A 19981-nucleotide genomic window follows, 5' to 3' on the forward strand; every position below is an offset into this window, starting at 1 on the left:
CAAAAGCGAAATTGCAGGGTTTGGCGGCTTCAACCTCCCATTCCCTGCAATCTCAAACCGCCTCGAATCCGAAAAAGAGACTCCTGCTCAATCGCTTAGAACCTTGTTCACGGACGACTATGTCCGTGTGAAGCTTGCCAGCGAATGCTCGAAAAAGAAGCGCAGCATCTCCCTGGTCGCGTCCGGCCCGCGCGGATCGGTGTAGGACCCGGCAGGACTGCCTCCCGACCAGGCATGGCCGGCCCCGTGAACGCTCCAGTGCTCGGACGTGCCCAAGCCACCTTCATCGGTGAGGATGGTGCGGGTATATGCGTGCCCCTCAGGTACTCGCCCGCGAAGAATTTCCGTCCTCAGGCTCGCATCTTCGCTCGGGCCACGGAGAATCCGGTCAGCATTGCTCGGATGCACCGTGGTGTCGCGATCGCCATGGAAGACGATGGTCGGCACCGATGCGCCAGCCGTCCCGATCGGTCCAGCGCTGCCCTGCCGCATAGCGGCCAGTGCGGACGGAAGGTCGCTGGCAGCCCCGCAGGGCAGGCCGGAGTGGACGCCGACGGCGGCATATAGGTCGGGGTACGTCGCACCCATGATGGCCGCGGCGGCCCCGCCGGCCGACAGGCCTGCGACGTAGACGCGCTTGGGATCGATAGGATGCTCCCGCATGATCTGGCGGGTGATGCCGGCGATCAGCGCAGGCTCGCCGCCATCCCGCCGCTGGTCTCCTGTGCGAAACCAGTTCCAGCATCTCGCATGGTTGGCTCCGCGTGGCTGCTCCGGATAGACAACGAAGCAATCCCGCTCGTCCGCCAGAAAATTCATCGGGTGCCGGCGGCGAAATCGTCGGGTGACTGGGTGCAGCCGTGAAGCATGACGATGAGGGGACGCGGTCCTCCATCAGCGCGGCTCGGGATGAACAGCTTGTAGGTCCGGCTGCCCGCCGCGTTGCTGAACGTGGCAGAGACGAACCTTGTGCGGTCCGGTGCAATATCCGCGTCGGACAGTGAAGCGCGCCCGACCGGACCTGGCATGCCGAAACCGGAAAGATCTTTCATGCCGCCGAAGGGCGGGGGGCCTTTGTGTCGTTTGGCAGGCGTGGCTTCTGTGGACGGTCCGCTCTCCTTCTCCTCGACGACATTGGCTTTCAGCTCGAGTGTCGGGGGCTCGAGCCTCGCACGCTCAACAGGCACAGCATCTCCCCTTGAGGCTGCGGGGCCGCCATCGCCGCGCAGCATTCGCTGCAATAGTGCAGTGGCTTCGACCAGTTGGCCGGCACGTGTGAGGCGGGTCGCTTCGCGGACCATGTCTGGATTCAGCATCGTTTCACCTCGTTCGGTCGGCGAGAGCGGCCTTGACCGCGGGGCTGGCATGAAGGGCTCCGAGCACTGAGACCGAGGCAATTGTGGCGCGGGCCAGCTCGGGCGTGACGTCTTGGCCGATGGTCGCAAGGCCCAGAACGTTGATGTGCAGCATCTCGCCGTCGCGCCGCGCCCTCTCGAGATCGACGCGGGCATAATTGCGCAGCCCCAGGTCCAGATTTTTACGGGCCGTCGACTGCTTGACCACATCCGCGTGCCGCTCGAGCTGGTTGCGGATCGCCGTCCGAATGAAATCGGTGCGGTTCGAATAAAACCCTTCCTGCACCATGAGGTCGACCTGGCCGAGGTCGACATAGCCAAGGTTGATCGTGATCTTCTCGGTATCGGGGTTTCGGGGTCGCAGTTCGCGTACATTGTCGTTCATCGGTACGCTGCGCTTCGGGATCGGATGTGCTGCCGTTCGCGAACTTCCTGGGGGTGGGACGAACCCTTCGTGCGGCCGTCAGGTCTACTTCCGCCTGAATCAAATCGAGGGCTCGCGTGCTATGATCGCGGTCCAGGAGGAAGATACATGTCCACTTCCAAGAAGCCGTTGGAACCCGATGATTTTCCGGTGACCGCCGAAGGACAAAAGATCAAGAAGCAAGACGGCGAGCCCATCGCCAGCACCGATCATCCAGAAATCGCTGCCGACTTGGCCTACCGCATCAACGACGACGAAGCGCGCCGCGAGGAGGACAAGTGGTCGGCCTGAGCGCCTTCTCTCGGCCGTCCAGCAGGGTATCGATCAGCTTCAGTCTGGCGGTCAGGGCCGCCCGCCGCTACGCGCAGCGCCCACACGTCACCATTGCTGCTTTCGTAAAGAACTCGCTCGGTCATACCGATCAATCGAACGGGCAATAATCCGTCCAGATTGGCCTAAGGCAGGTCCGAGCATCTGTGCCGATTTGCTCGCTCGCGACGAGCAGGGCGCGCTGCCGCAGCGCCCTGCACAGCTACTTCTGCCCGGACGGCGCCTGGGCGTTCGAGTTGCTCGGGTTATTGGCATTCTGCTTGTTGGCCTCATGATGTCCGATTGCGCAGCCGGCTACCGCCCCGAGCTTCCCATGGCCCGCCATGTGGCCGGCAACACCACCCACGATCGCGCCCTTGATGCATCCTTTGGCCTGCACTGGCGAGGCCAACGCAATTGCGAGCAGGCAGGCAGTGGCGACGATGGTTTTCATGATCGTTCTCCTCCGAAATGAAATCGCACCGATCATCAAGTCGGGGCGAGCATCGCCGTTCCGCGAGAAATTCAGGCTGAGCCATTCCAGTCCCTGCGGCCTACGCCACTCGGTGAGGCTCGTCCCCTTTCACTGCCCTCGCGCGTAGGAAACGTCCCACCTCATGGTGAGTGCACCGGGAGCATCTGAACTCGACCTCCACCTCCCGTGGGATGCTTTTGGGAAGGTTTGCGGCCATAGGCCATGCCCCGCAGTTCGGGCATTTTACCAGCAAGGTATCCGTTTCAAGCATGGTCGAGCTCTCCGCACCCGCGTGGCAACCGCACGAAACTGGAGACGTTCCTGCGCTTTGCGCCGGAGGGACAAGGCGCCGCTGGAGTGCCACCCGCCCGGCAGCAGACGAGGCAGGGACCGAATCTGCTCCAGCTCCCGGACCGAACGGGCGCTCCTGCGAGGGCTTGTAACGTTCGGCGGTCCGTCTACGATCCCGAAATGACAGAGCAAAAAGCTTGCCCGAAATGCGAGAGGACCATGGAGCAGGGCTTCATTCCTAGCCCGGGGCGTGGGCAGTTGCCTTGGTTTGCGGGAGTGCCGCCTGCCACGTACCGCGAGTCGTTCATGTTCGGCAGGAAGGCGCTTACCGTGACGACCTATCGGTGCTCGGCCTGCGGCTATCTGGAATCGTATGCGGAGGGATGATCGCCCGACGCTAAATTGAGTGCTTCATGGAAACGATTGCCACATCTACCGCCCTTGTGCTGGCGATGCTCGTGGCGCTGGCGTTCTATTCTCGCCTGAAAATAACAGGCCTGCAGCGGCGACTGGTCTCGCTGGAAAGAGTCGAAGCAAAGCTCGACTTGCTACTGAAACATGGCGGTCTGAGCTATCAGCCGCTGGGTGGTTCGACAGAAATAGAGGACGCGCTCAAAGCCGGCGAGAAGGTCCGCGCAGTTTCACTTTTCCGTGCCGCGAACGGCTGCACCTTGGCAGAAGCAAAGGCAGCGATTGAAAGGGCGCAGCGGCCGTAGCCAGCGTCCCGTCATCTGCCTCTGAAGCGCTTCGGCGCGCAGCGCCGAGGCCGGAACTGGACTTCGCGCCCGCGGTAGCGGACTCCGTGGACGGAACGAATCAGCGTGACGACGTTGAATCGGCATGTGTGCTGTGGCGTTGCGTCAGTCTCGTTCGGGAGTATCGCGTGTCCATGGCGCCGTCAAAGCTGCTATTCCTGGTTACATCGAGCCGTGTGATCCCACGTTGCGCGAGAATCCGCCGCGCGGCGAAGACTGGGTCTACGAGATCAAGGCCGACGGCTACCGCGCGCAGCTGCACCTGCGAGATGCGGACGCCAAGGTCTATTCACGCACCGGCCTGGACTGGACCGAACAATTCTCCTCGATCGCCGCGAGCGCAGACAAGCTCAAGGCAAACAGTGCAATCATCGACGGTGAGGCCGTGGTGTACGGCAGTGGCGGCCTGCCGGACTTCCAGCAGCTCAGGCGGGAGCTCGGCCCCAAGCGCAGCGAGCGTGTGCGCTACCACGCGTTCGATCTCCTGTATCTGGACGGCTATGACTTGCGGGGCGTCGCGTATGAGGATCGCAAGCGCCTGCTGCAGCGGCTTCTGAAGAACGCACCGGAAAGCTTCATTTACGTCGAGGCGCTTGCGGCCGACGGCAACGTGATCTTCGACAAAGGGTGCAAACTGGGTCTCGAAGGTCTGGTCGCCAAGCGGCTGGGCGACCCGTACCGCTCGGGTCGGCAGGAGAGCTGGGTCAAGCTCAAGTGCATGAAGAGCGAGACCTTTCCGATCGTCGCCTTCGTGGAGAAGCTTGGGGCGCGCCCGCGCAAGGTCGCCTCGCTCTACGTCGGCCGGCGCCAGAACGGCAAGCTGCTCTATGCCGGCAAGCTGCGTACCGGCTACAGCGAGACGACGGCGCGCGAATTACGCGAGCGGCTGGATCCGTTCATCCGCAAGACTTCTCCACTCGATATGGCGGTCAAAAAGCCGAAGGCGACCTGGGTTGAGCCGACTCTCGAGGTCGAGGTCCAATATGGCGCGCTGACCGATGATGGCCTGCTCCGCGAAGCTGTGTTCAAGGGTTTTCGCGACGATCTCGCATTGCGCAAGGTCAAGGCGCCGCGGTTGGTGCCCTCCGTGGCCGGCCGGCCGAAGCTGGGCGTCCCCCGAGAGAACATCCTGCAACTTCTGCCCGAAGCCGTTGCTCCATCGAAAGAAGAACTCGCAGACTATTGGACCAAGGCCTGGAAGAAGGCGCTGCCGCACCTCGGGCATCGTCCGCTGAAGCTCGTGCGCCACGTGCACGGCACGACCTTCTATCACAAGGGGCCGCTGCCGAAGGACATCCCGGCCGCCGTGCACCAGCTCCGTATTCAGAAGCGCGAGGGCGGCCAGGGAACGCGCCTGTGGGTCGACAGCCTGGATGGCTTCCTTGGTCTGGTCGGGATTGGGGCCGTCGAACTGCACCCGTGGAATGCGACCGTCGAGGACTTCGAACATGCCGACCTCATCGTGATCGACCTCGATCCCGGAGACGGCGTCGATTGGGATGCAGTCGTGGAGACCGCGCTCGATCTGCGCACGCTGATGAAGCGCGAGGGGTTCGAGACCTGGCCCAAGCTCACCGGCGGCAAAGGCATTCACCTGATGGCGCCACTGGATCAACCGGTGCTGCACGATAAGGCGCATCGGGTCGCGCATCAGCTGGTCTCCGCTCTCGCAGCGCGCCATCCAGACCGCTATCTCCTGTCCGCTCAGGCAAAGCGTCGCGATCGCATCTTCCTCGATTATCTGCGCAACGGCCGTGGGACCACCGCGATCGGCACCTATTCCCCGCGAGCCCGAAAGGGAATTCCGATCGCAGCGCCCGTGACCTGGAAGCGCATCGAGAGCGGGATCGCGCCGGACGCCTTCACCATCGACAGTCCGTTCCGCGCCAAACCGAGGAGGTGAGCCCTATGTCGGACGCATTCGATCGATGGGTGGAATGGCGCTACAAGCCTCCCGGCGACAGGCGCAGCATTCCGGCCGAACTCTACGCCGCGGTGACGTCGCTGCCTGAAGCCGATCGATCCGACCGGCAGAAGGTCAACGAGGTGGTACGCAGCCATGATGAAGTTCGCCGCGAGGGCAGGACCGTATGGCTCTACCTTGATGACTACGAGAACGGCGAGTCGCGCACGATGGGCGATCGCGGCTGGGTCAAGGTATTTGCATCTGGAGGTGCCGCCGACGCCTGGCTCCAGGACAATGACCCCGAAGGCGTTGCCTGGGAATACGAAGTGGAAGGCGGACCAGTCGAGGGATGGGTGTGGCTCTGCTTGCCCGATTCGGCGTCGAGAGCCACCGGTGAGCCCGATTGGATCAAGCTCTTTGCCTCGAAAGAGCGCGCGCAAAAATGGCTTGAGGGCAACGAGCCAAAGCGCGACATTTGGCAGTACCCGATTCAGGAGTGACACGCATGAGTGCGTTCGTTGACAGCTCCGTCTGGGTCGCTGCGGCCGCCAAGCGGGATGCTCAGAATGAGCGCGCCAAGTCGATCCTTCAGAGCATCGACCACTGGAGGCCGGTAAGCCCAGCGTTTTGATTGCCACTCAGTCACTTCCGGTACTGGTCGTCCCGGACCTTCTCCATCCATTCAACGTTCTTGCCGTTGAGAGTTTCCTGGATGGCGATGTGCGTCATGGCGGTCGTCGCCGATGCGCCGTGCCAGTGCTTCAGTCCGGGCGGAAACCACACGACGTCGCCTGCGCGAATTTCCTCGACCGAACCGCCTTCGCGCTGCACCCAACCGAGGCCGGCAGTGACGATCAGCGTCTGGCCAAGTGGGTGCGTGTGCCAACCAGTCCGCGCCCAGGCTCGAACCTGACATAGGCGCCGCTCGCGCGGGCCGGCTCCGGCGCCTGAAATAGCGGATCTACTCGTACCGAGCCGGTGAACCAGTCTTCGGGCCCCTTCTGTGAAGGGCGGGATCCGTTCCTCTTGATGTCGATGTCCATTTTGGTCTCCTTCCGTGTTGAAGCCGCGAGAACCAGCGGGTGGTGAATTCCGGCGACAGCGACGCTGCCGCCAATGAGGACGGCCCTGCGCTTGATCACGGTCGCTTCTCGATCACGTCCTTGACGACCGGCGCCGCCGAGAATGCGTTGGGCCTGCCGGCGTAAAAGGCGACATGGCCGAGCACCTCGCCGGCTTCCTCCCCCGTCAACCCGTTGTCCATGGCGCGGTTCAGATGATAGGTGATCTGCGCAACTTGACCGGCGGCGATCAGGGCGCTCACGGTTACCAGGCTTCGGTCGGGCGGAGCCAGCACCGGCCTGAGCCAGAGATCCCGGAACAGCACGTCGGTCCTGTACTGGACAAGGCTCGGTGTGATCTGCCCAAACTGCTCTTCGACGCGCGTTGCCCGCTGCTTCTCCGCCGCCTCGTCGAGCGGTAGCTGCGGCCCCGAGGCCGGCGGGAGTTGATCGACCCTGATGTTGCGGGTCGGGAACCCTACGGGCCAGCGAGAAACGGCGTGCAGCGCTTCCTGACTTTGGTGGCTGCGGTCAATTGGCTTTTCGTTGTAAGATGGCTCACGACGGATCCTTCGGAAGGTATGCTCTTGGCATCGCTCCCGCTTGCGAGATGTCACACGCTTTTGCCGAGTATGTAGCGAATCCGAGCGGCAGTTCGTTCATTGTGAACGGTTTGTCGATCAGTTCCACCCCGGGGTCAACCACCTCGTTGTGCACGACGGCGTTGCGCGTGTAGTCCGCCATGAAGAGTACCTTCCGCCGCCCCGCAACAGCCGTGATGCACGCCACGGTGATTGCAGACCGCAGAGCCGTCAGTATGGAGAAGCGTTGCCATTCTGGTGCAGGTACGCTGCATCAAATCCGCCCTCAATGAGGACTCTCTCGACGTCGATCAACTTGACCATCTTCTTCTGCAGATCGAGAACGCCATCCGCGCGGAAGCCCTGAAGAACGCGATTGACGTGTACGACGCTTAGCCCAAGCGCCTCGGCCAATTCAGATTGCGTAACAGGAAACTCAAACTCGTCATCGCCGACGAGTCCGACCGCAGCCAAACGCTCGCGCATTTCGGCGAGAAGATGCGCCATACGGGCCGGTGCTTGGCGCACTGCCACGTTGACGATCCACTCACGGAAGATTGCGGCGTCGATCAGCGTCTCGCACCAGAAAGCGCGCGCGACTGCGGGCCGCTGCTCGATCAGTGCCGAAAGAGCGGAATGGTCGACGAAGCCCAGTGTCGCGTTGGATATTGTCGCCAGATCATGATCCATGACACTGAGAAAAAGACTCTGTAGGTCCGGAATGTCTCCCGGGATGTGGAAGGACAGGATCTGACGCTTTCCGTTCTCGGCAATCTTCGACCGGCAGAGGAAGCCACTCAGGACCAAACAGCTACGTTTGGGGCAATCACCTTCCCGAACGACGTAAGTGTCCGCTGTAAGCTGCTTTACATCGACGGGCAGCGTCTTGATTGCGGCGGCGTCCTCGTCGGACAGCCGAGTGTTCGCACGCAATCGTCGGATCAGGATTTCTGTGGGATGCATGATGATTCTCCTGATGGCCGAAGGCAAGACCATCCGTTGGGGTCGGTTCACAGATGCCAGGAACACGTGATCCAAGTTGCATGGCCAGGTGCAATCGGACGCTACGACGAAAAGCTGAATGTCTCCGGAGTGAGGAACGAGTAATGGGTCCGAGCGGTCCTCAAACCCTCTTATTCACTTTAAGGAGTTGAAACGACCGTGCGATTGCTTCCTGGCTATACGCGACGAGTTCGGTCGTTGTCGAAAGCGTCTCCTTCGTGTGTTGAATACGTTCGGATGTACTCGTCGTGCAGCGCACAATTTCCCGCTTAAGGCGGTCCATGCGCGCGTAGAAAGCGCTATTTTGGCAAGTTTGATCCGATCCTGGGATGAACTCTGCCTGAATCAGGCTGCCTTGACCGTGAATGGTGGGATTCATTGGCGCCATCACCCGCACTATCGGACCAGGGCGCGAGCACGACACTAAACTAGATCAAGGTCACGACCGTGCAATTGAGGTACAGGAGGCACCAAAAGTGTCGTCCGGCGTTCTCCCCGTGGAGGAAACCCATGGACAGCCCGCTAATCAGGAAACTGGAGCAGTTCGCGCCGTTCAGTGACGAAGACCGTCAATTGCTGAACCGTATCAGCTGTGAGCGGCAGCGACAGTATGGTCCGGGACAGGACATCATAAGGGAGGGGGAGCACTCTTCTGATATCCACCTCGTCATCACCGGCCTGGCATGCCGCTACAAACACCTTGAAAATGGCGCCCGTCAGATCATGGCGTTCCTGGTGCCCGGCGATCCCTGCGATTCGGAAATCTTCATCCTTGATGAAATGGATCACAGCATCGGGACATTAACGCCAAGCCTCGTCGCATCCATCTCCGGCGAAATCATGAAGGATCTCCTTCTCAATCGACCGAGCATCGCGCTGGCGTTCTGGTGGAACACCTTGCAGGACGAAGGCGTCCTGCGTGAGCGCATCATCGATGTGGGCCGTCGCGACGCATATGCGCGGATCGCGTTTCTGACCTACGAGATATTCCTTCGGATGCGCGCCTTCGGAGTGGTGGACGACCAAAAGTTCGAATTTCCCGTGACTCAGACGGATCTGGCCGACGCGACCGGTCTCACACCAGTGTATGTCAACCGAATGCTGGGACGCCTCCGTCAGGAGAATCTGATCAGCATTGAGGGAAATACCTGGACGGTGTGTGATCCTGCCGGGCTGCGCAATGCGGCACGTTTCGAAAGCAATTATCTGCACCTCGATCGGGCAAAACGGGAGCCTGACAGCGAACCCGCCAGGCGAATGCGTGGGCTAATCTGATGTCTACTTTTCTGGATGCGCGGTCGTCTCCCGCTAAAGGCACTCCGATCAACCTGACGGAGATCGCGTCTGGTATGAGCTGGAGGGAAGCGTGCGAAACCTTGCGCGTTTGTTACAGATCCGAAGCGTCTTCTCTCAGCATACTGCCTCTTGACCGCGTTGAAAGCGGAGCAGCCGACGACGGTTCCGCTGATGCCATCTATATTATCGTTTCGGGCTACGGGATGTTGCGCTTGGACGGCAAAGAGATGGAATGCACGGCCGGCGATTTGCTGTTCATCCCGCGGGGCTACCCGCATCGCTTTGAACGTACGGATGGAGAGATCCGGATTTGGAAGATCAGTCTCGCCCAAGATTCTGCTGACAATCTCTAGCTCGCATAGCCGTCCCGCCGCCTTCAGTGCGCTCGGCCTACCGAGTTCCGGTAGTTGCGCATCGCATCGCTCACGCGTGGTTCTCCATCGGCTCCCAACATTGGCTCTGACGCATATTCGATGATCGTGATTGTTTTTATGGCGCGCCAATCAGCCTAGCCTGAAGGAGATCGAGCTTAGCGCGCCCGTACATTTGCCGTTTGACCAGCTTGAGCTTGGTGATCTGAGCTTCCACTTGGCCATTGGACCATGGTTGCGTGATAGCCGCGTGCACCGCGCCCTTATCGTTGGCAATGCCATTCGCGAACGAGGCAATGAGGCTCCGCTTGGAGTCATCAATCCAAGGTTCGAGCTCCATCTCGGCCTTCTTTCGGATCATCGCGTGGAAGCGGCCAACGAGAGCTTGGGCATCGGCCAGCATAGGAACGTTTTGTTCGATGACCGCAAGCGTGACGGTCTCGGCTTTGGTTAGGTGGTCGCGCTTCGTCGTCATCAGCTGCGCTATCGTCCTGGCGGCGGGGACCTTCTGCAATTGTTGATGGCTGATGGTCTCGGCACGTCGCCGTCGCGTCGCCCATTCCGCCACGACGCGCAGCGATCCCTTGAAGCCTTGTCCCTTCAAGCGGCGCCAGAGCTCGGCACCGTTGCGACAGCCGCCTGACCACTGCGCGTCCAGGAACGGCAGATGCCCGTCCAGGGTGCTTTGACGGGTGCGGAACATATCCGTACCGCCGCCGCGGCTAATTTGGCGAACCAGATTGCGACTATGTCCTGTGCGGCGGACGATCTCCTTGAGCGACACACCGTCGCTGACGAGAGCCGTAATTACGGCATGGCTGTCCTGCCGCCGCAAATAGCCCTGATAGCGCAGCTTTTCCGCACAGGTCAGCAATTCCGGGTTGATCGTCGTCGCTCCAATTGCGGTTCGGATTCTGTTCATGGAGCGGCGCACCGCATCAAGGAAGGCCGCGCTCGCATTTTCCATCAGATGCCAGCGGTCGGCGACTTGGATGGCGTTCGGCAGCGCCTTGGCTGCTGCCTCGCCGTATCCACCACCGCGATCTCGCGACACAATGTTGATCGCTGGGTGCTTCGATAGCCACGCCCGAACGGTCGCCGTTTCCCGGTCGGGCAGCAGGGTAACGATCCGCCGGCGCTCCAAATCGCACACGATCGTCCCGTATCGATGATTTCTCCGGAACGCCCAGTCATCGATGCCCACAACAAGCAATGGATCTGTCGGCATCGCCGTCCGCCGGCGGACCACCCGCAGCAAGGTATCGTTGCTGACGGGCAGCATGAGCCGCTTGGCGAAGCTTGCCGCCGGCCGGCCGCCGAGCGCCAACCCCAAGTGATGGACGATGTATTCCAGCCGTGCCGTCCGGCGCCGTCGAAGCGGGACGATGTCTTCTCCAAACCGCTCCGCGAAGATCCGCCGGCGGCAATGCGGCACCTCACATGTGAAGCGCCGCGTGAGCAATCGGAGGCGCACCCTTCTGCCCGCTGACGGCAAATCAGCCACGTGCCGGATGTATCGGCTATGGATTCGGCGCGACGCTGTCGCGCACAAAGGGCATTGGGCCTCCGCAGCCTCTGACCGAACAGCCAGAATAACCGAATCCATTGAGTCACTTACACCATCAAACACCAAACCACTCGGTACTAGCGATGAGATTTGAAAGCCCGTCCGCATGGCGCTGATTCTCCGTTTGAGAACCACAGTCGCCCGGCAAACTTCATCGGAAATGAGTCAGACCCAATTTTGGACGCCGATCCCCCGGCTTAGGGGGTCAATATTGCAGGCCGAATGACACTCGACCTGAGCAAATCTTGTCCGCCATGCCTCAATAAGCGGACCTCGTGGAGCGATGCTGCCACTTCGCCGAAGGGCCAGACTCGGTCCTGCAGGCTGTCCTTGCTGCAGTCCGGTCTTTACTCAGAAGCTGTTGTTCGGTCCGATCGAGGAGCCGCGCCGTCCCGTCATTTTCGAGAGGCGAGGCCCCTTGATCTATGCGAGTCGGCTTCCGTGGCCGAAAGATCCACGTTTCAGTTGCTGGCTCGGCCCATTTGGGTGCGAGAGTCGGCTACGACGAACTACTCTCGGGTAGGCACTATTTTCCACTCGGCGCGTTTCCCGTTGCAGTCGCCGTGGTCCCCGCTTGTTGCGGCTGCGGCGGCGGTGCCTTAGGAGCCGACGTCAGCATACGAATCTTCCATTGCCCATTCTCACGAACATCAACAGCAGTCCAAATAGCGGTTACTTCTAGGGGGCGCCTTTCTCACTCTTACCGGTAATGTGAGCTTCGCCAGTTGATAGGGCCATGTTTTCTGACAGCGGCTGAACTTCGGTCACCTTCACCTCGAGGCGACTAAGTCCAGCTTTGAAACCGTCTTCGTAAAACTTGGTATTATCGGGCTCAATTCCATTCTGAGTAACACGCAGGTAGTTCTTCGTATAAAGTTACGCCTGGGCGCGCTCGCGGGCTCCTTGCGCATGGATCATCGGGCCCATAATCCGGCCGCTCCAGACTACCTCTCCACACTTTTCGCGGAGGATTCCGCAGGTGCCTCGCCGATTGGTCGTTGCCCAATAGCAGAAGGCAAGTTGAATCCCGAGCGGCGAGTACCATGGTTTCGATGAAAGCTTGATGGGCAGGCGAGATCTCCGCGCTATCGTCTCATCATACAGGTAGCGAAGATGCGAGGCCGGGCCAAGTTCTGTGTAACGGCGAAGTCATCTTAGGCAGTCGCGACGTCATTCGTTTCAGGCCAAAAGCCGAATTTTGACGTAAGGGCTGGCGGTTGTTTGTTTTCGTAGGGCAATAGACCTCTGCTACAACACCTCAGCACGGACCTGAGCCACGCCACGTTCAGTTATCCCCAAGCTGCGCGCCGCGCCGAGCGAGAGGTCGAGGACGCGGCCACGGACCCAGGGTCCGCGGTCGGTGATACGAACCACCACTGACTTATTCGTCTCAAGATCAATGACCCGGACTCTCGTGCCGAACGGCAGACGGCGGTGCGCCGCGGTTAGTAGATTCCGATCAAACGATGAACCGCTCGCTGTCTTGCCTTTGGAATACGAATAGTAGGAGGCTTTTCCGGAAATGACTCGATTGTAAGATTGACCGCCTGAACGATCTTTCAACAGCTCTTCTCCGTTCGGAGGTTGCGCTTGTGGCTCCTCCTTCTTTATCTGATCGGGTCCTTCAGGAGCCGGCTCCGCGTGAGCCTTCGGAATGATGGACCATCTATCATTGAATGTTTGCCCGACAGCAGGGGGCGCATGAAGTCCCGTCCAAGTCGAGACTATTGCAATCACGATCTTTCCAGAAAGCGGACGCATGATCGACCTCGCTTCAAATCACAAAACAGAGAAAATAATGCAAACTCGCAAGGTGCGTTCCGGCACATCCGGGATTCATACGGTGATTAGGTGATTTCATACCGATGTTTTGAGCAATGTGCTGCAGGGCGGAACGTAGACGCAGTGCAGCAAGCAGATAGCCCGCTGGAACACTCAGGCGAGCGCCTCTAGAGCTTTCTGGCGAAGCGAGCGTCAACACCGCGTGTGCGTCCAGGCGTTGAACGGACCGCGACAATTCAGTGGGCGAGAGGCCGCGTAAGACGCTGCCCATGCTCCAGCCTCGCTCGCGCTGGATGCAAACGGACGAAAACGACCGGTTCGTCACGTTGGTCCGTGGTCGCCGCTCATGGGGATGTTGAAATCCCGCGGCAAGCTCCAGCTCGAGCTCAGTGATCCGCTCAAAGATGCGAGCAGCAATCGCCTCCGCCTCTCCGCGGATAAGGATCGATGCCCCTAAAGGATAGCTCGTCCCTGAGAACCTTCGCCACAAGCAATTGGATGGCCAGTGGATCAAAAATCCAAAAATCCTAAAATGACGATCCAACCGGAGCGTCGTGCCGCGCCATGAAGTCGATTTGAGATTGAGCTCGTTGTTGTTCGGTGACATCTTCACAACTGATGAGCCAGCCGCCATCGGATGTGGAGCGATGAGCGATCGAGACAACGCGTCCGTCGCTGAGCTGCTGGAGGTAGTGATGCGCCATGCCTCGATAAGCGGACGTCGTGAAGTGATGCTGCCAGTTCGCCGAAGGGCAACAAGCTGACTTCGTCGGCATTATCGCTGCCGCGGCTTGAAGGGCCGTCGCGGCTGGGGGATTTATCCGGTCTCAAATGACTTGATGCGGAGCTATCGCTCTGATAATAATAATTATGATGGTTGCAAAAGCTATTACATTGCGTGGATCCTCGGAGGTCGACCCGGCGCCACAGCCTTATCGCCTCGTTCCGGCATATCTGATCCGGCGGCTGCACATGATCTCGACCGCTGTCATCGCCGAAGAATTTGAAGAGGAGGACATGAGCGTCCCCGAATGGGCGGTCCTAACGATCATTGAAAACCATCCGGAGATAGATCAGAGCCGCCTTGCCGAAGTGGTCGCCGTCGACAAGACAAACACTGGCCGACTGGTGGATCAGCTCGAGGCAAAAGGGCTGGTCGAACGGCGGCCTAATGATTCAGACCGGCGCGTCTGGATGCTCCGCTGCACCCCTCTCGGTCACAGGATCAGAAAGCGGCTGCGTCCACGAGCGCTCGCCACTCAAGAGAGGCTGCTATCCTGCCTCGAACCGGCGGACCGCGAGCTGTTCATCGAGTTAATGTCCAGAGTGGTCAGGGCCAACGAGAAATATGTCCGCCCTGGCGCCGGACGTCGAAAGCGGAAGTCGCGCTGAACGCAATTCGGAAGGAGTAGGCATGAGCATCTTCGTTCGCTTCTTCGCTGCCGTCGGTCTTCTCCTCGCCATCTCCTGCTGGAGTTCCAAGCTCATGGCGGCCGACTGGCCTCACCGGACGGTCCGCTTGATTGCACCCGTGCCGGCTGGAAGTGGTTCTGACTTCAGCGCTCGACTGTTTGCCGAACGGCTTTCAGAACAGTGGGGACAGCCCGTCGTCGTGGAAAATCGGCCCGGCGCCGACGGAGTGATCGGGGTCTCTGCTTTTCTCAACACGGAGGATGATCACACCCTGCTTTATGCCATCTCCGCAGTATTTACTTTGCTTCCAATTACGCACGAGAAGTTACCCTATGATCCTGTGCGTGACTTGGTCCCGATTTGCCCCACGTCGGACGTTGTCTTAGCGATAGCGGTGACCGGAAAAAGATCGATCCGTTCGCTCGATGATCTGGTTCAAACAGCTCGCGCCGAACCGGGCAAGCTGAACTGGTCAAGCTCGCCGGGCCTTCCGCCGTTTGTTGTTGGCGGATTCCTCAAGAATGCAAAACTGGAGCTCGCCTTTGTGCCCTATAGGGACCTTGCTCCTGCACTACAGGACCTGGGTGAGGGGCGCATAGACGTCTTCGTTCATGCACTTAGCGTGACAATGCCGCAGGTGCAGTCAGGGAGAGCTCGGCTCCTGGCGGTAGCGAGTGACGCCCGCGCACCCCTTGTCCCTGATGTCCCCACGGTCGCGGAGGCTGGTTTCCCGGACCTTCGCATGGACGGTGTGGTTGGCTTATTCGGCAAGCGCGGAATTCCGCATACCTTGCGAGACCAGATTGCATCCGCCGTCAGCGCCGTCGCGAACGATCCTGCCATCAGGCAAAGGCTGGCTCACGTCGGACAGGCCGCTCATCCAGGGACGGCGGCCGAATTTGCAGCTTTGCTCGACGAACGCCGTCGCAGTCTTGCTGACCTCGCGAAAGCAATGAACTTCAAGCCGACCCAGTGATTTTCGCAGCATCCGGACCATGCCAAGCCAGAACCGTCACTCAAGGAGCGCATCCATGACAAGCGATCCTCGCCTCGACTTGCTGACTCTGATCAATGGCTTCCAGGTCACGAAGGCGATTAGTGTCGCAGCAAAGCTGCGGGTCGTCGAACATCTGAATGACGGCGCTCGATCGGTGGACGAGCTCGCGGTGCTGACGAAGAGCCATCCCGATTCGCTGTACCGGCTGTTGCGTGCGCTCGCCGCCATCGGTGTGTTCCGGGAGGAAGAAGGCAGATATTTTGCGCTCACCCCGGTCGGTGATTGCTTGCGTGCCGACTCCGCGACACCCGTCGGAGCCTGGGCGGAAGTGGTCGGAAGCCCCTATTATTGGCAAGCGTGGGGGCATCTGCTGCACAGCGTGCAAACGGGCGAGAACGCATTTCAACACTTGCACGGCAAAAGTGTCTGGCAATTCCGCGCAGAGTACCCCGAATACGGCGCGACCTTCGATCAGGCTATGGCGCAATTCTCACGGGACGGAGCCGACGCAGTGCTCCGCGGCTATGATTTCTCGCCGTTCAGTCACGTAGTCGACGTGGGTGGCGGGCGAGGCTCGATGTTGGCGGCCCTGCTATGCGCTCACCCTCACCTTGGCGGTACGCTGTTTGATCAACCCGACGTCGTCGCGGGAGCAAAGGCCGTTCTGGCAGAACGCGGCGTGCTCGACCGCTGCAAGATCGTGGGTGGAAGCTTCTTCGAATCGGTCCCTGAAGGCGGAGACGCCTATCTGATGCGGGTGGTCATTCACGATTGGGAAGACACGGAAGCTGCTGCTATCCTCACCGCTTGTCGGCGCGCGATGACCAAAGGCGCAAAGTTGCTTCTGATCGAACGGATTGTCGGACCTCCGAACGAAATGCCGGCAACCAAGTTCAGTGATTTGAACATGCTGGTCTCCCCCGGCGGGCGAGAGCGAACCCTTGAGGAGTTCGCGGAGCTCCTTGCCAACTCGGCCTTCGAGTTGACGCGGGTGTTTCCCGCTGGCATCCAGAATGTGATCGAAGCACAACCATGGTAGGCCTCGCGGCTTATCATTCGAGCCCAAGGACTGCGAGCCCGAACGTCTGCCTAAGGTCCAAACGTCCTCGGTCACGCTGAGATTGCTGCAAGGTCCGCAATGGGTCTTGGCCGTGTAAAAACACCCGTTCATGAAGACGATGGGAAGCGAGGACCGGTTCGGTCTCAGGCCGCGATTGCAGCCATCAGCGGCTTGGTCCCGACGATGTTCATGACCCGTCGCGTTGGTGGCCTGCCATTGGGTCATTATGGAAGAGATGAAGGCGATGGTAACTTCAACAGCGCCGTTCACCTCGGGAGTCCATATCGCGCGCAATGCCACCGCTCACGCAACCGGTCACACATGCGCCGAACTCCAACCACCAGGACCAGTTTTGCAAAGGCACATTCATCATGGCTGGTTGCCGGACGAGTCCATCCAATAGTTCGCGGAACAGCAATTCCGGGCAATTACCGTCAACCACGTTGACAAATGGGAGGAGCGCCCAGCGCCACAGTGCCTGGGCCGGAAATCCCTGCGCTGGTAACGGTGTAATTCGCGCTTTGGCCCTGACTGACCTTGGCTCAGAACGCCGCGACGGCCGCTTCCGGGAGGTGAGCCGACCAAATCATGCAAGCTGCCGATCTGCAGCATGCTATGATGGAGGTTGGCCGCGATCTGGGATCAAGTAGATAAATTGACGCAACCCGGTGACAGAGGCATTCCATGACGAAGGGCTTTTTCTTTCGTGAGAAACTTGCGGCGTTGCTGCGCTTTAGTTCGGCGCCAAAATGGTCCGCAACTGCTCCTTCAATTGGTCGATGGAAAACGGCTTGCCGATCGCCGGCGCATTCCTGAATTCCTCCTCCAGCGGCGGCCCGCCGTAGCCCGTGCTGAACAGGAAGGGAATTTTCCGTGCGCGCAGGATGCGCGCCACCGGGAAAACCAAATCGCCCGCAAGGTTGACATCGAGAAGCGCCACATCGAATGATGCCGCGGTGGCAAGTTCGCATGCCTTTGGCACGTGAGCGGCCGAGGCGACCACTTTCAGTCCTAGTTCCTCGAGCATGTCTTCGATCATGAGGGCCACCAGACCCTCATCTTCGACCAGGAGAGCCCTTGCGCCGGACAGCTCAACCATTGGACGCGGCAGCCGCTACGGGAAACACCATACGGCAGCGGGTGCCCTCCGGCTCGAACACCAGATCGAACTCGCCCGCGAGGTCATGCTCTAGGCACCGCTCCATCAGTCGCGTACCGAAGCCACGCCGCTTGGGCGGCAAAACCGGCGGACCGCCGCGTTCGCGCCACTCGCATTCCACCGCATTTTGCGACACTTCGTTTGGGCCAAGCCGCCAAGTGAAGGACACAGTCCCATCGGGCACCGAGAGTGCGCCGTACTTGGCGGCATTGGTCAGAAGCTCGTTCAGCACCATGGTGATGCTCAGTGCGCTGCGCGCGTCCAGATCGACGTGAGGCCCGTCTGTCACTACCCGTCCGCCTGACACCGGAGCGACGACGTCGTGGACCAGCTGTTCGAAAGGTGCGTCCTGCCAGTTTCGCTTGGTGAGCAGGTCATGCGCGCGGGCCAGTGCAAGCAACCGTCCAGTGAACGTCGGCAGAAATTCCTTCAGGTCGCCCGCGTGGCGAGCCGTCTGGTTCGCAAGCGACTGCACGGTGGCCAGTGTGTTCTTCACACGATGGTTCAGCTCGTCAATAAGGACCTTTTGGGCGTTCTCGGCGCGCTTGCGCTCGCTGATATCGACCAGCATGTTGATGGCGCCGACCAGATTGCCGGCCGCGTCGCACAACGGCGTCGGATAAGGAATAAATGGTACGCGTCTGCCGTCCGGTCGTTCGGCTACGGCTTCGGCACCGCGGACCTCACGGTTCTCGCGCAGCGCGATGGCCATCGGGCATTCGTTGTGTGGCAGTGGCGTGCCATCGGGCCAATAGAGCTTCCAGGTCACACACCACTCGTCGCCCGCTGCGGCGTTCTGCCCGCCATCTCGACCGCGGCCCGATTGAAGAAATTGATGCGGCCCTCGGCGTCCGTCGTGTAGATGGCTGCGGGCAACGCCTCGAGGAGATCGCGCATGCGCTGCTCGCCTTCGCGCAGGCGGTCCTCCAGCTGCTTGGTCGTGGTGACATCCTGGGCGACGCGCACGCCATAAAGGAAGCGGCCTGCCGAGTCCCGCACCGACGAACTGAAGATATCGAGATGGCGCACGGACCCGTCGGGCCGCAATGCCCGCTTGCGTACCGTGTAGTTCTCGATCTCGCCGCGGACCTGCCGCGCGTACAGCTCGGCATCCTCGGTCTGGTCGTCGGGATGGGTGTAGTCGAAGAAGGTCATCCGCAACAGCTCGTCGCGCGGGCGAGCGGTGATGCGGCAGAGGGAGTCATTCACCCGCAAGAGGCGGCCGTTCTCATCGATCTCTGAGATGCCGACGCTGGCGGCCTCATAAGTTGCTGCGAGCCTGGCTTCACTGGCTCGGCGTGCCTCTTCGGCAAAACAAAGTTCGGTGACATCTGTGGTGAAGCAGCGTGTGTTGACGAACTTGCCGTCCACAATGCGGCTGTTCGAGGTAATCAGAACATGCGTGACCGTGCCGTCGCGGGCGCGCAGCCGGGCAGGGTAGCGATGCAGCGGCTCACCGCATGAAAGACGCTGGAGAATATCGCCGATCACGGGACGCCGGCGTGGAACTCGGTGACATGACGCCCGATATACTCCTCGGGCCGGTATCCAAGCAGATCCAATTCGGCCTTATTGGCGCGAATGATAATTCCCTCGCCACTGACGATGTGAAGGCCCACCGCGCCGTTGTCGAAGAAATCCTCCAGGTCCTGAGTCTTCCGGAGGACTTCCTCCTCGATCTGCTTACGTCCGGTGATGTCCTGGAAGCAATTGATGGCGCCCTGGATCCTGCCAGAATGGTCGCGCAAAGCGCGGATGTTGACCAGGGCCGAGAAGCGAGAGCCATCCGGCCGCGCCATTATGACTTCGGCATTGCGCGTGGGCGTTCCCACACGGATCGCGGTGGCCATGGGACAGTCGGCATGGGCAAGCGGAGTTCCATCGAGCAGGTAGAGCTGATGTGAACCGCAGAAGCGCTCCTTCCCGGCAATATCAGGTGTTCGCCCCCACAATTCCACGGCTTCGGTGTTGTAGGCGGCAAGCAGTCCGTCCGCGTCACAGAGATAGACCGCTCCGGGGATGGCATCGAGCGCGGCGTGGCCGGCCGCAACCAGCGCCTCGAACTCCGTGGGCCGGTGGCGGGCGGAGAGCGGAAATTCTTCGACGTTTGACATAAGGCGCTCGGCTCTCGGGGGGCCGGAGGTGCGACGGCCTGCGGAATCCGGGGCAAAGCGGCC

16 protein-coding genes and 4 pseudogenes are annotated in these 19981 nt (G+C 60.5%); 9 read left to right on the plus strand and 11 right to left on the minus strand.

The window, feature by feature from the left end; translation table 11 throughout:
* Nucleotides 1-117: 117 nt before the first annotated feature.
* A pseudogene (locus tag IVB07_RS08010) lies at nt 118-1316 on the minus strand (PHB depolymerase family esterase).
* A 4-nt stretch (nt 1317-1320) separates the two neighbouring features.
* A complete protein-coding gene (locus IVB07_RS08015; protein ID WP_247368081.1) occupies nt 1321-1740 on the minus strand; it encodes a CopG family transcriptional regulator in 420 nt (139 codons plus the stop codon).
* Nucleotides 1741-1887: 147 nt separating this feature from the next.
* Between IVB07_RS08015 and IVB07_RS08020 the strand changes: the two genes are divergently transcribed.
* Nucleotides 1888-2070 (plus strand): hypothetical protein, encoded by a 183-nt coding sequence (locus IVB07_RS08020; RefSeq protein ID WP_247368084.1) that lies wholly within the window; start codon nt 1888-1890, stop codon nt 2068-2070.
* Between the two features lie 241 nt (nt 2071-2311).
* On the opposite strand, the gene IVB07_RS08025 is transcribed toward IVB07_RS08020, so the two are convergent.
* Complete coding sequence (locus IVB07_RS08025) at nt 2312-2542, minus strand: hypothetical protein (RefSeq protein WP_247368085.1); 231 nt, start codon at nt 2540-2542, stop codon at nt 2312-2314.
* A 725-nt stretch (nt 2543-3267) separates the two neighbouring features.
* On the opposite strand from IVB07_RS08025, the gene IVB07_RS08030 reads away from it, so the two are divergent.
* The 3 genes from IVB07_RS08030 (at nt 3268) to IVB07_RS08040 (ending at nt 6015) form a co-directional block, all read left to right on the plus strand.
* On the plus strand, nt 3268-3570 hold the full coding sequence (locus tag IVB07_RS08030; RefSeq protein WP_247368087.1) for a hypothetical protein: 303 nt from the start codon (nt 3268-3270) through the stop codon (nt 3568-3570).
* A gap of 124 nt (nt 3571-3694) precedes the next feature.
* Nucleotides 3695-5512: a DNA ligase D gene (ligD, locus tag IVB07_RS08035; protein WP_247454039.1), complete on the plus strand. Its 1818-nt coding sequence runs from the start codon at nt 3695-3697 to the stop codon at nt 5510-5512.
* A 29-nt stretch (nt 5513-5541) separates the two neighbouring features.
* Complete coding sequence (locus IVB07_RS08040) at nt 5542-6015, plus strand: hypothetical protein (protein WP_247490959.1); 474 nt, start codon at nt 5542-5544, stop codon at nt 6013-6015.
* 142 nt (nt 6016-6157) lie between these two features.
* Here the strand turns inward: IVB07_RS08040 and IVB07_RS08045 are convergent.
* The 3 genes and pseudogenes from IVB07_RS08045 to IVB07_RS08055 form a co-directional block, all read right to left on the minus strand.
* Nucleotides 6158-6552: pseudogene (locus tag IVB07_RS08045) on the minus strand (cupin domain-containing protein).
* Nucleotides 6553-6653: 101 nt separating this feature from the next.
* Nucleotides 6654-7028: pseudogene (locus IVB07_RS08050) on the minus strand (carboxymuconolactone decarboxylase family protein); the annotation flags it as partial.
* Nucleotides 7029-7388: 360 nt separating this feature from the next.
* On the minus strand, nt 7389-8120 hold the full coding sequence (locus IVB07_RS08055; protein WP_247454042.1) for a Crp/Fnr family transcriptional regulator: 732 nt from the start codon (nt 8118-8120) through the stop codon (nt 7389-7391).
* 549 nt (nt 8121-8669) lie between these two features.
* Here IVB07_RS08055 and IVB07_RS08060 point away from each other — a divergent pair.
* On the plus strand, nt 8670-9434 hold the full coding sequence (locus IVB07_RS08060) for a Crp/Fnr family transcriptional regulator (protein WP_247490956.1): 765 nt from the start codon (nt 8670-8672) through the stop codon (nt 9432-9434).
* On the plus strand, nt 9434-9808 hold the full coding sequence (locus IVB07_RS08065; protein WP_247454054.1) for a cupin domain-containing protein: 375 nt from the start codon (nt 9434-9436) through the stop codon (nt 9806-9808). Before IVB07_RS08060 ends, IVB07_RS08065 begins: the two co-directional genes overlap by 1 nt.
* A gap of 136 nt (nt 9809-9944) precedes the next feature.
* On the opposite strand, the gene IVB07_RS08070 is transcribed toward IVB07_RS08065, so the two are convergent.
* The 3 genes from IVB07_RS08070 to IVB07_RS08080 form a co-directional block, all read right to left on the minus strand.
* The gene (locus IVB07_RS08070) at nt 9945-11501 is read right to left on the minus strand and encodes an ISL3 family transposase (protein WP_247356678.1); all 1557 of its coding nucleotides are present in this window, start codon (nt 11499-11501) and stop codon (nt 9945-9947) included.
* Nucleotides 11502-12641: 1140 nt separating this feature from the next.
* The gene (locus IVB07_RS08075; RefSeq protein WP_247489735.1) at nt 12642-13154 is read right to left on the minus strand and encodes a septal ring lytic transglycosylase RlpA family protein; all 513 of its coding nucleotides are present in this window, start codon (nt 13152-13154) and stop codon (nt 12642-12644) included.
* 13 nt (nt 13155-13167) lie between these two features.
* Nucleotides 13168-13782 (minus strand): hypothetical protein, encoded by a 615-nt coding sequence (locus IVB07_RS08080; RefSeq protein ID WP_247489737.1) that lies wholly within the window; start codon nt 13780-13782, stop codon nt 13168-13170.
* Between the two features lie 263 nt (nt 13783-14045).
* Between IVB07_RS08080 and IVB07_RS08085 the strand changes: the two genes are divergently transcribed.
* From IVB07_RS08085 to IVB07_RS08095, 3 genes are read left to right on the plus strand one after another with little or no spacing between them, the layout of a single operon-like run.
* Nucleotides 14046-14567: a MarR family transcriptional regulator gene (locus IVB07_RS08085; protein ID WP_247489730.1), complete on the plus strand. Its 522-nt coding sequence runs from the start codon at nt 14046-14048 to the stop codon at nt 14565-14567.
* A gap of 22 nt (nt 14568-14589) precedes the next feature.
* The gene (locus tag IVB07_RS08090; protein ID WP_247489728.1) at nt 14590-15564 is read left to right on the plus strand and encodes a tripartite tricarboxylate transporter substrate binding protein; all 975 of its coding nucleotides are present in this window, start codon (nt 14590-14592) and stop codon (nt 15562-15564) included.
* A 55-nt stretch (nt 15565-15619) separates the two neighbouring features.
* Entirely contained in the window at nt 15620-16624 is a 1005-nt protein-coding gene (locus IVB07_RS08095) for an acetylserotonin O-methyltransferase (RefSeq protein WP_247489726.1), read from the plus strand.
* A 754-nt stretch (nt 16625-17378) separates the two neighbouring features.
* Here IVB07_RS08095 and IVB07_RS08100 read toward each other — a convergent pair.
* Nucleotides 17379-17744 (minus strand): response regulator, encoded by a 366-nt coding sequence (locus IVB07_RS08100; RefSeq protein WP_247523338.1) that lies wholly within the window; start codon nt 17742-17744, stop codon nt 17379-17381.
* Nucleotides 17737-19918: pseudogene (locus IVB07_RS08105) on the minus strand (PAS domain S-box protein). Before IVB07_RS08105 ends, IVB07_RS08100 begins: the two are co-directional and overlap by 8 nt.
* Between the last annotated feature and the right edge of the window lie 63 nt (nt 19919-19981).

Source organism: Bradyrhizobium sp. 172 (assembly GCF_023101065.1).
GTDB classification, from domain to species: Bacteria; Pseudomonadota; Alphaproteobacteria; order Rhizobiales; family Xanthobacteraceae; genus Bradyrhizobium; species Bradyrhizobium canariense_D.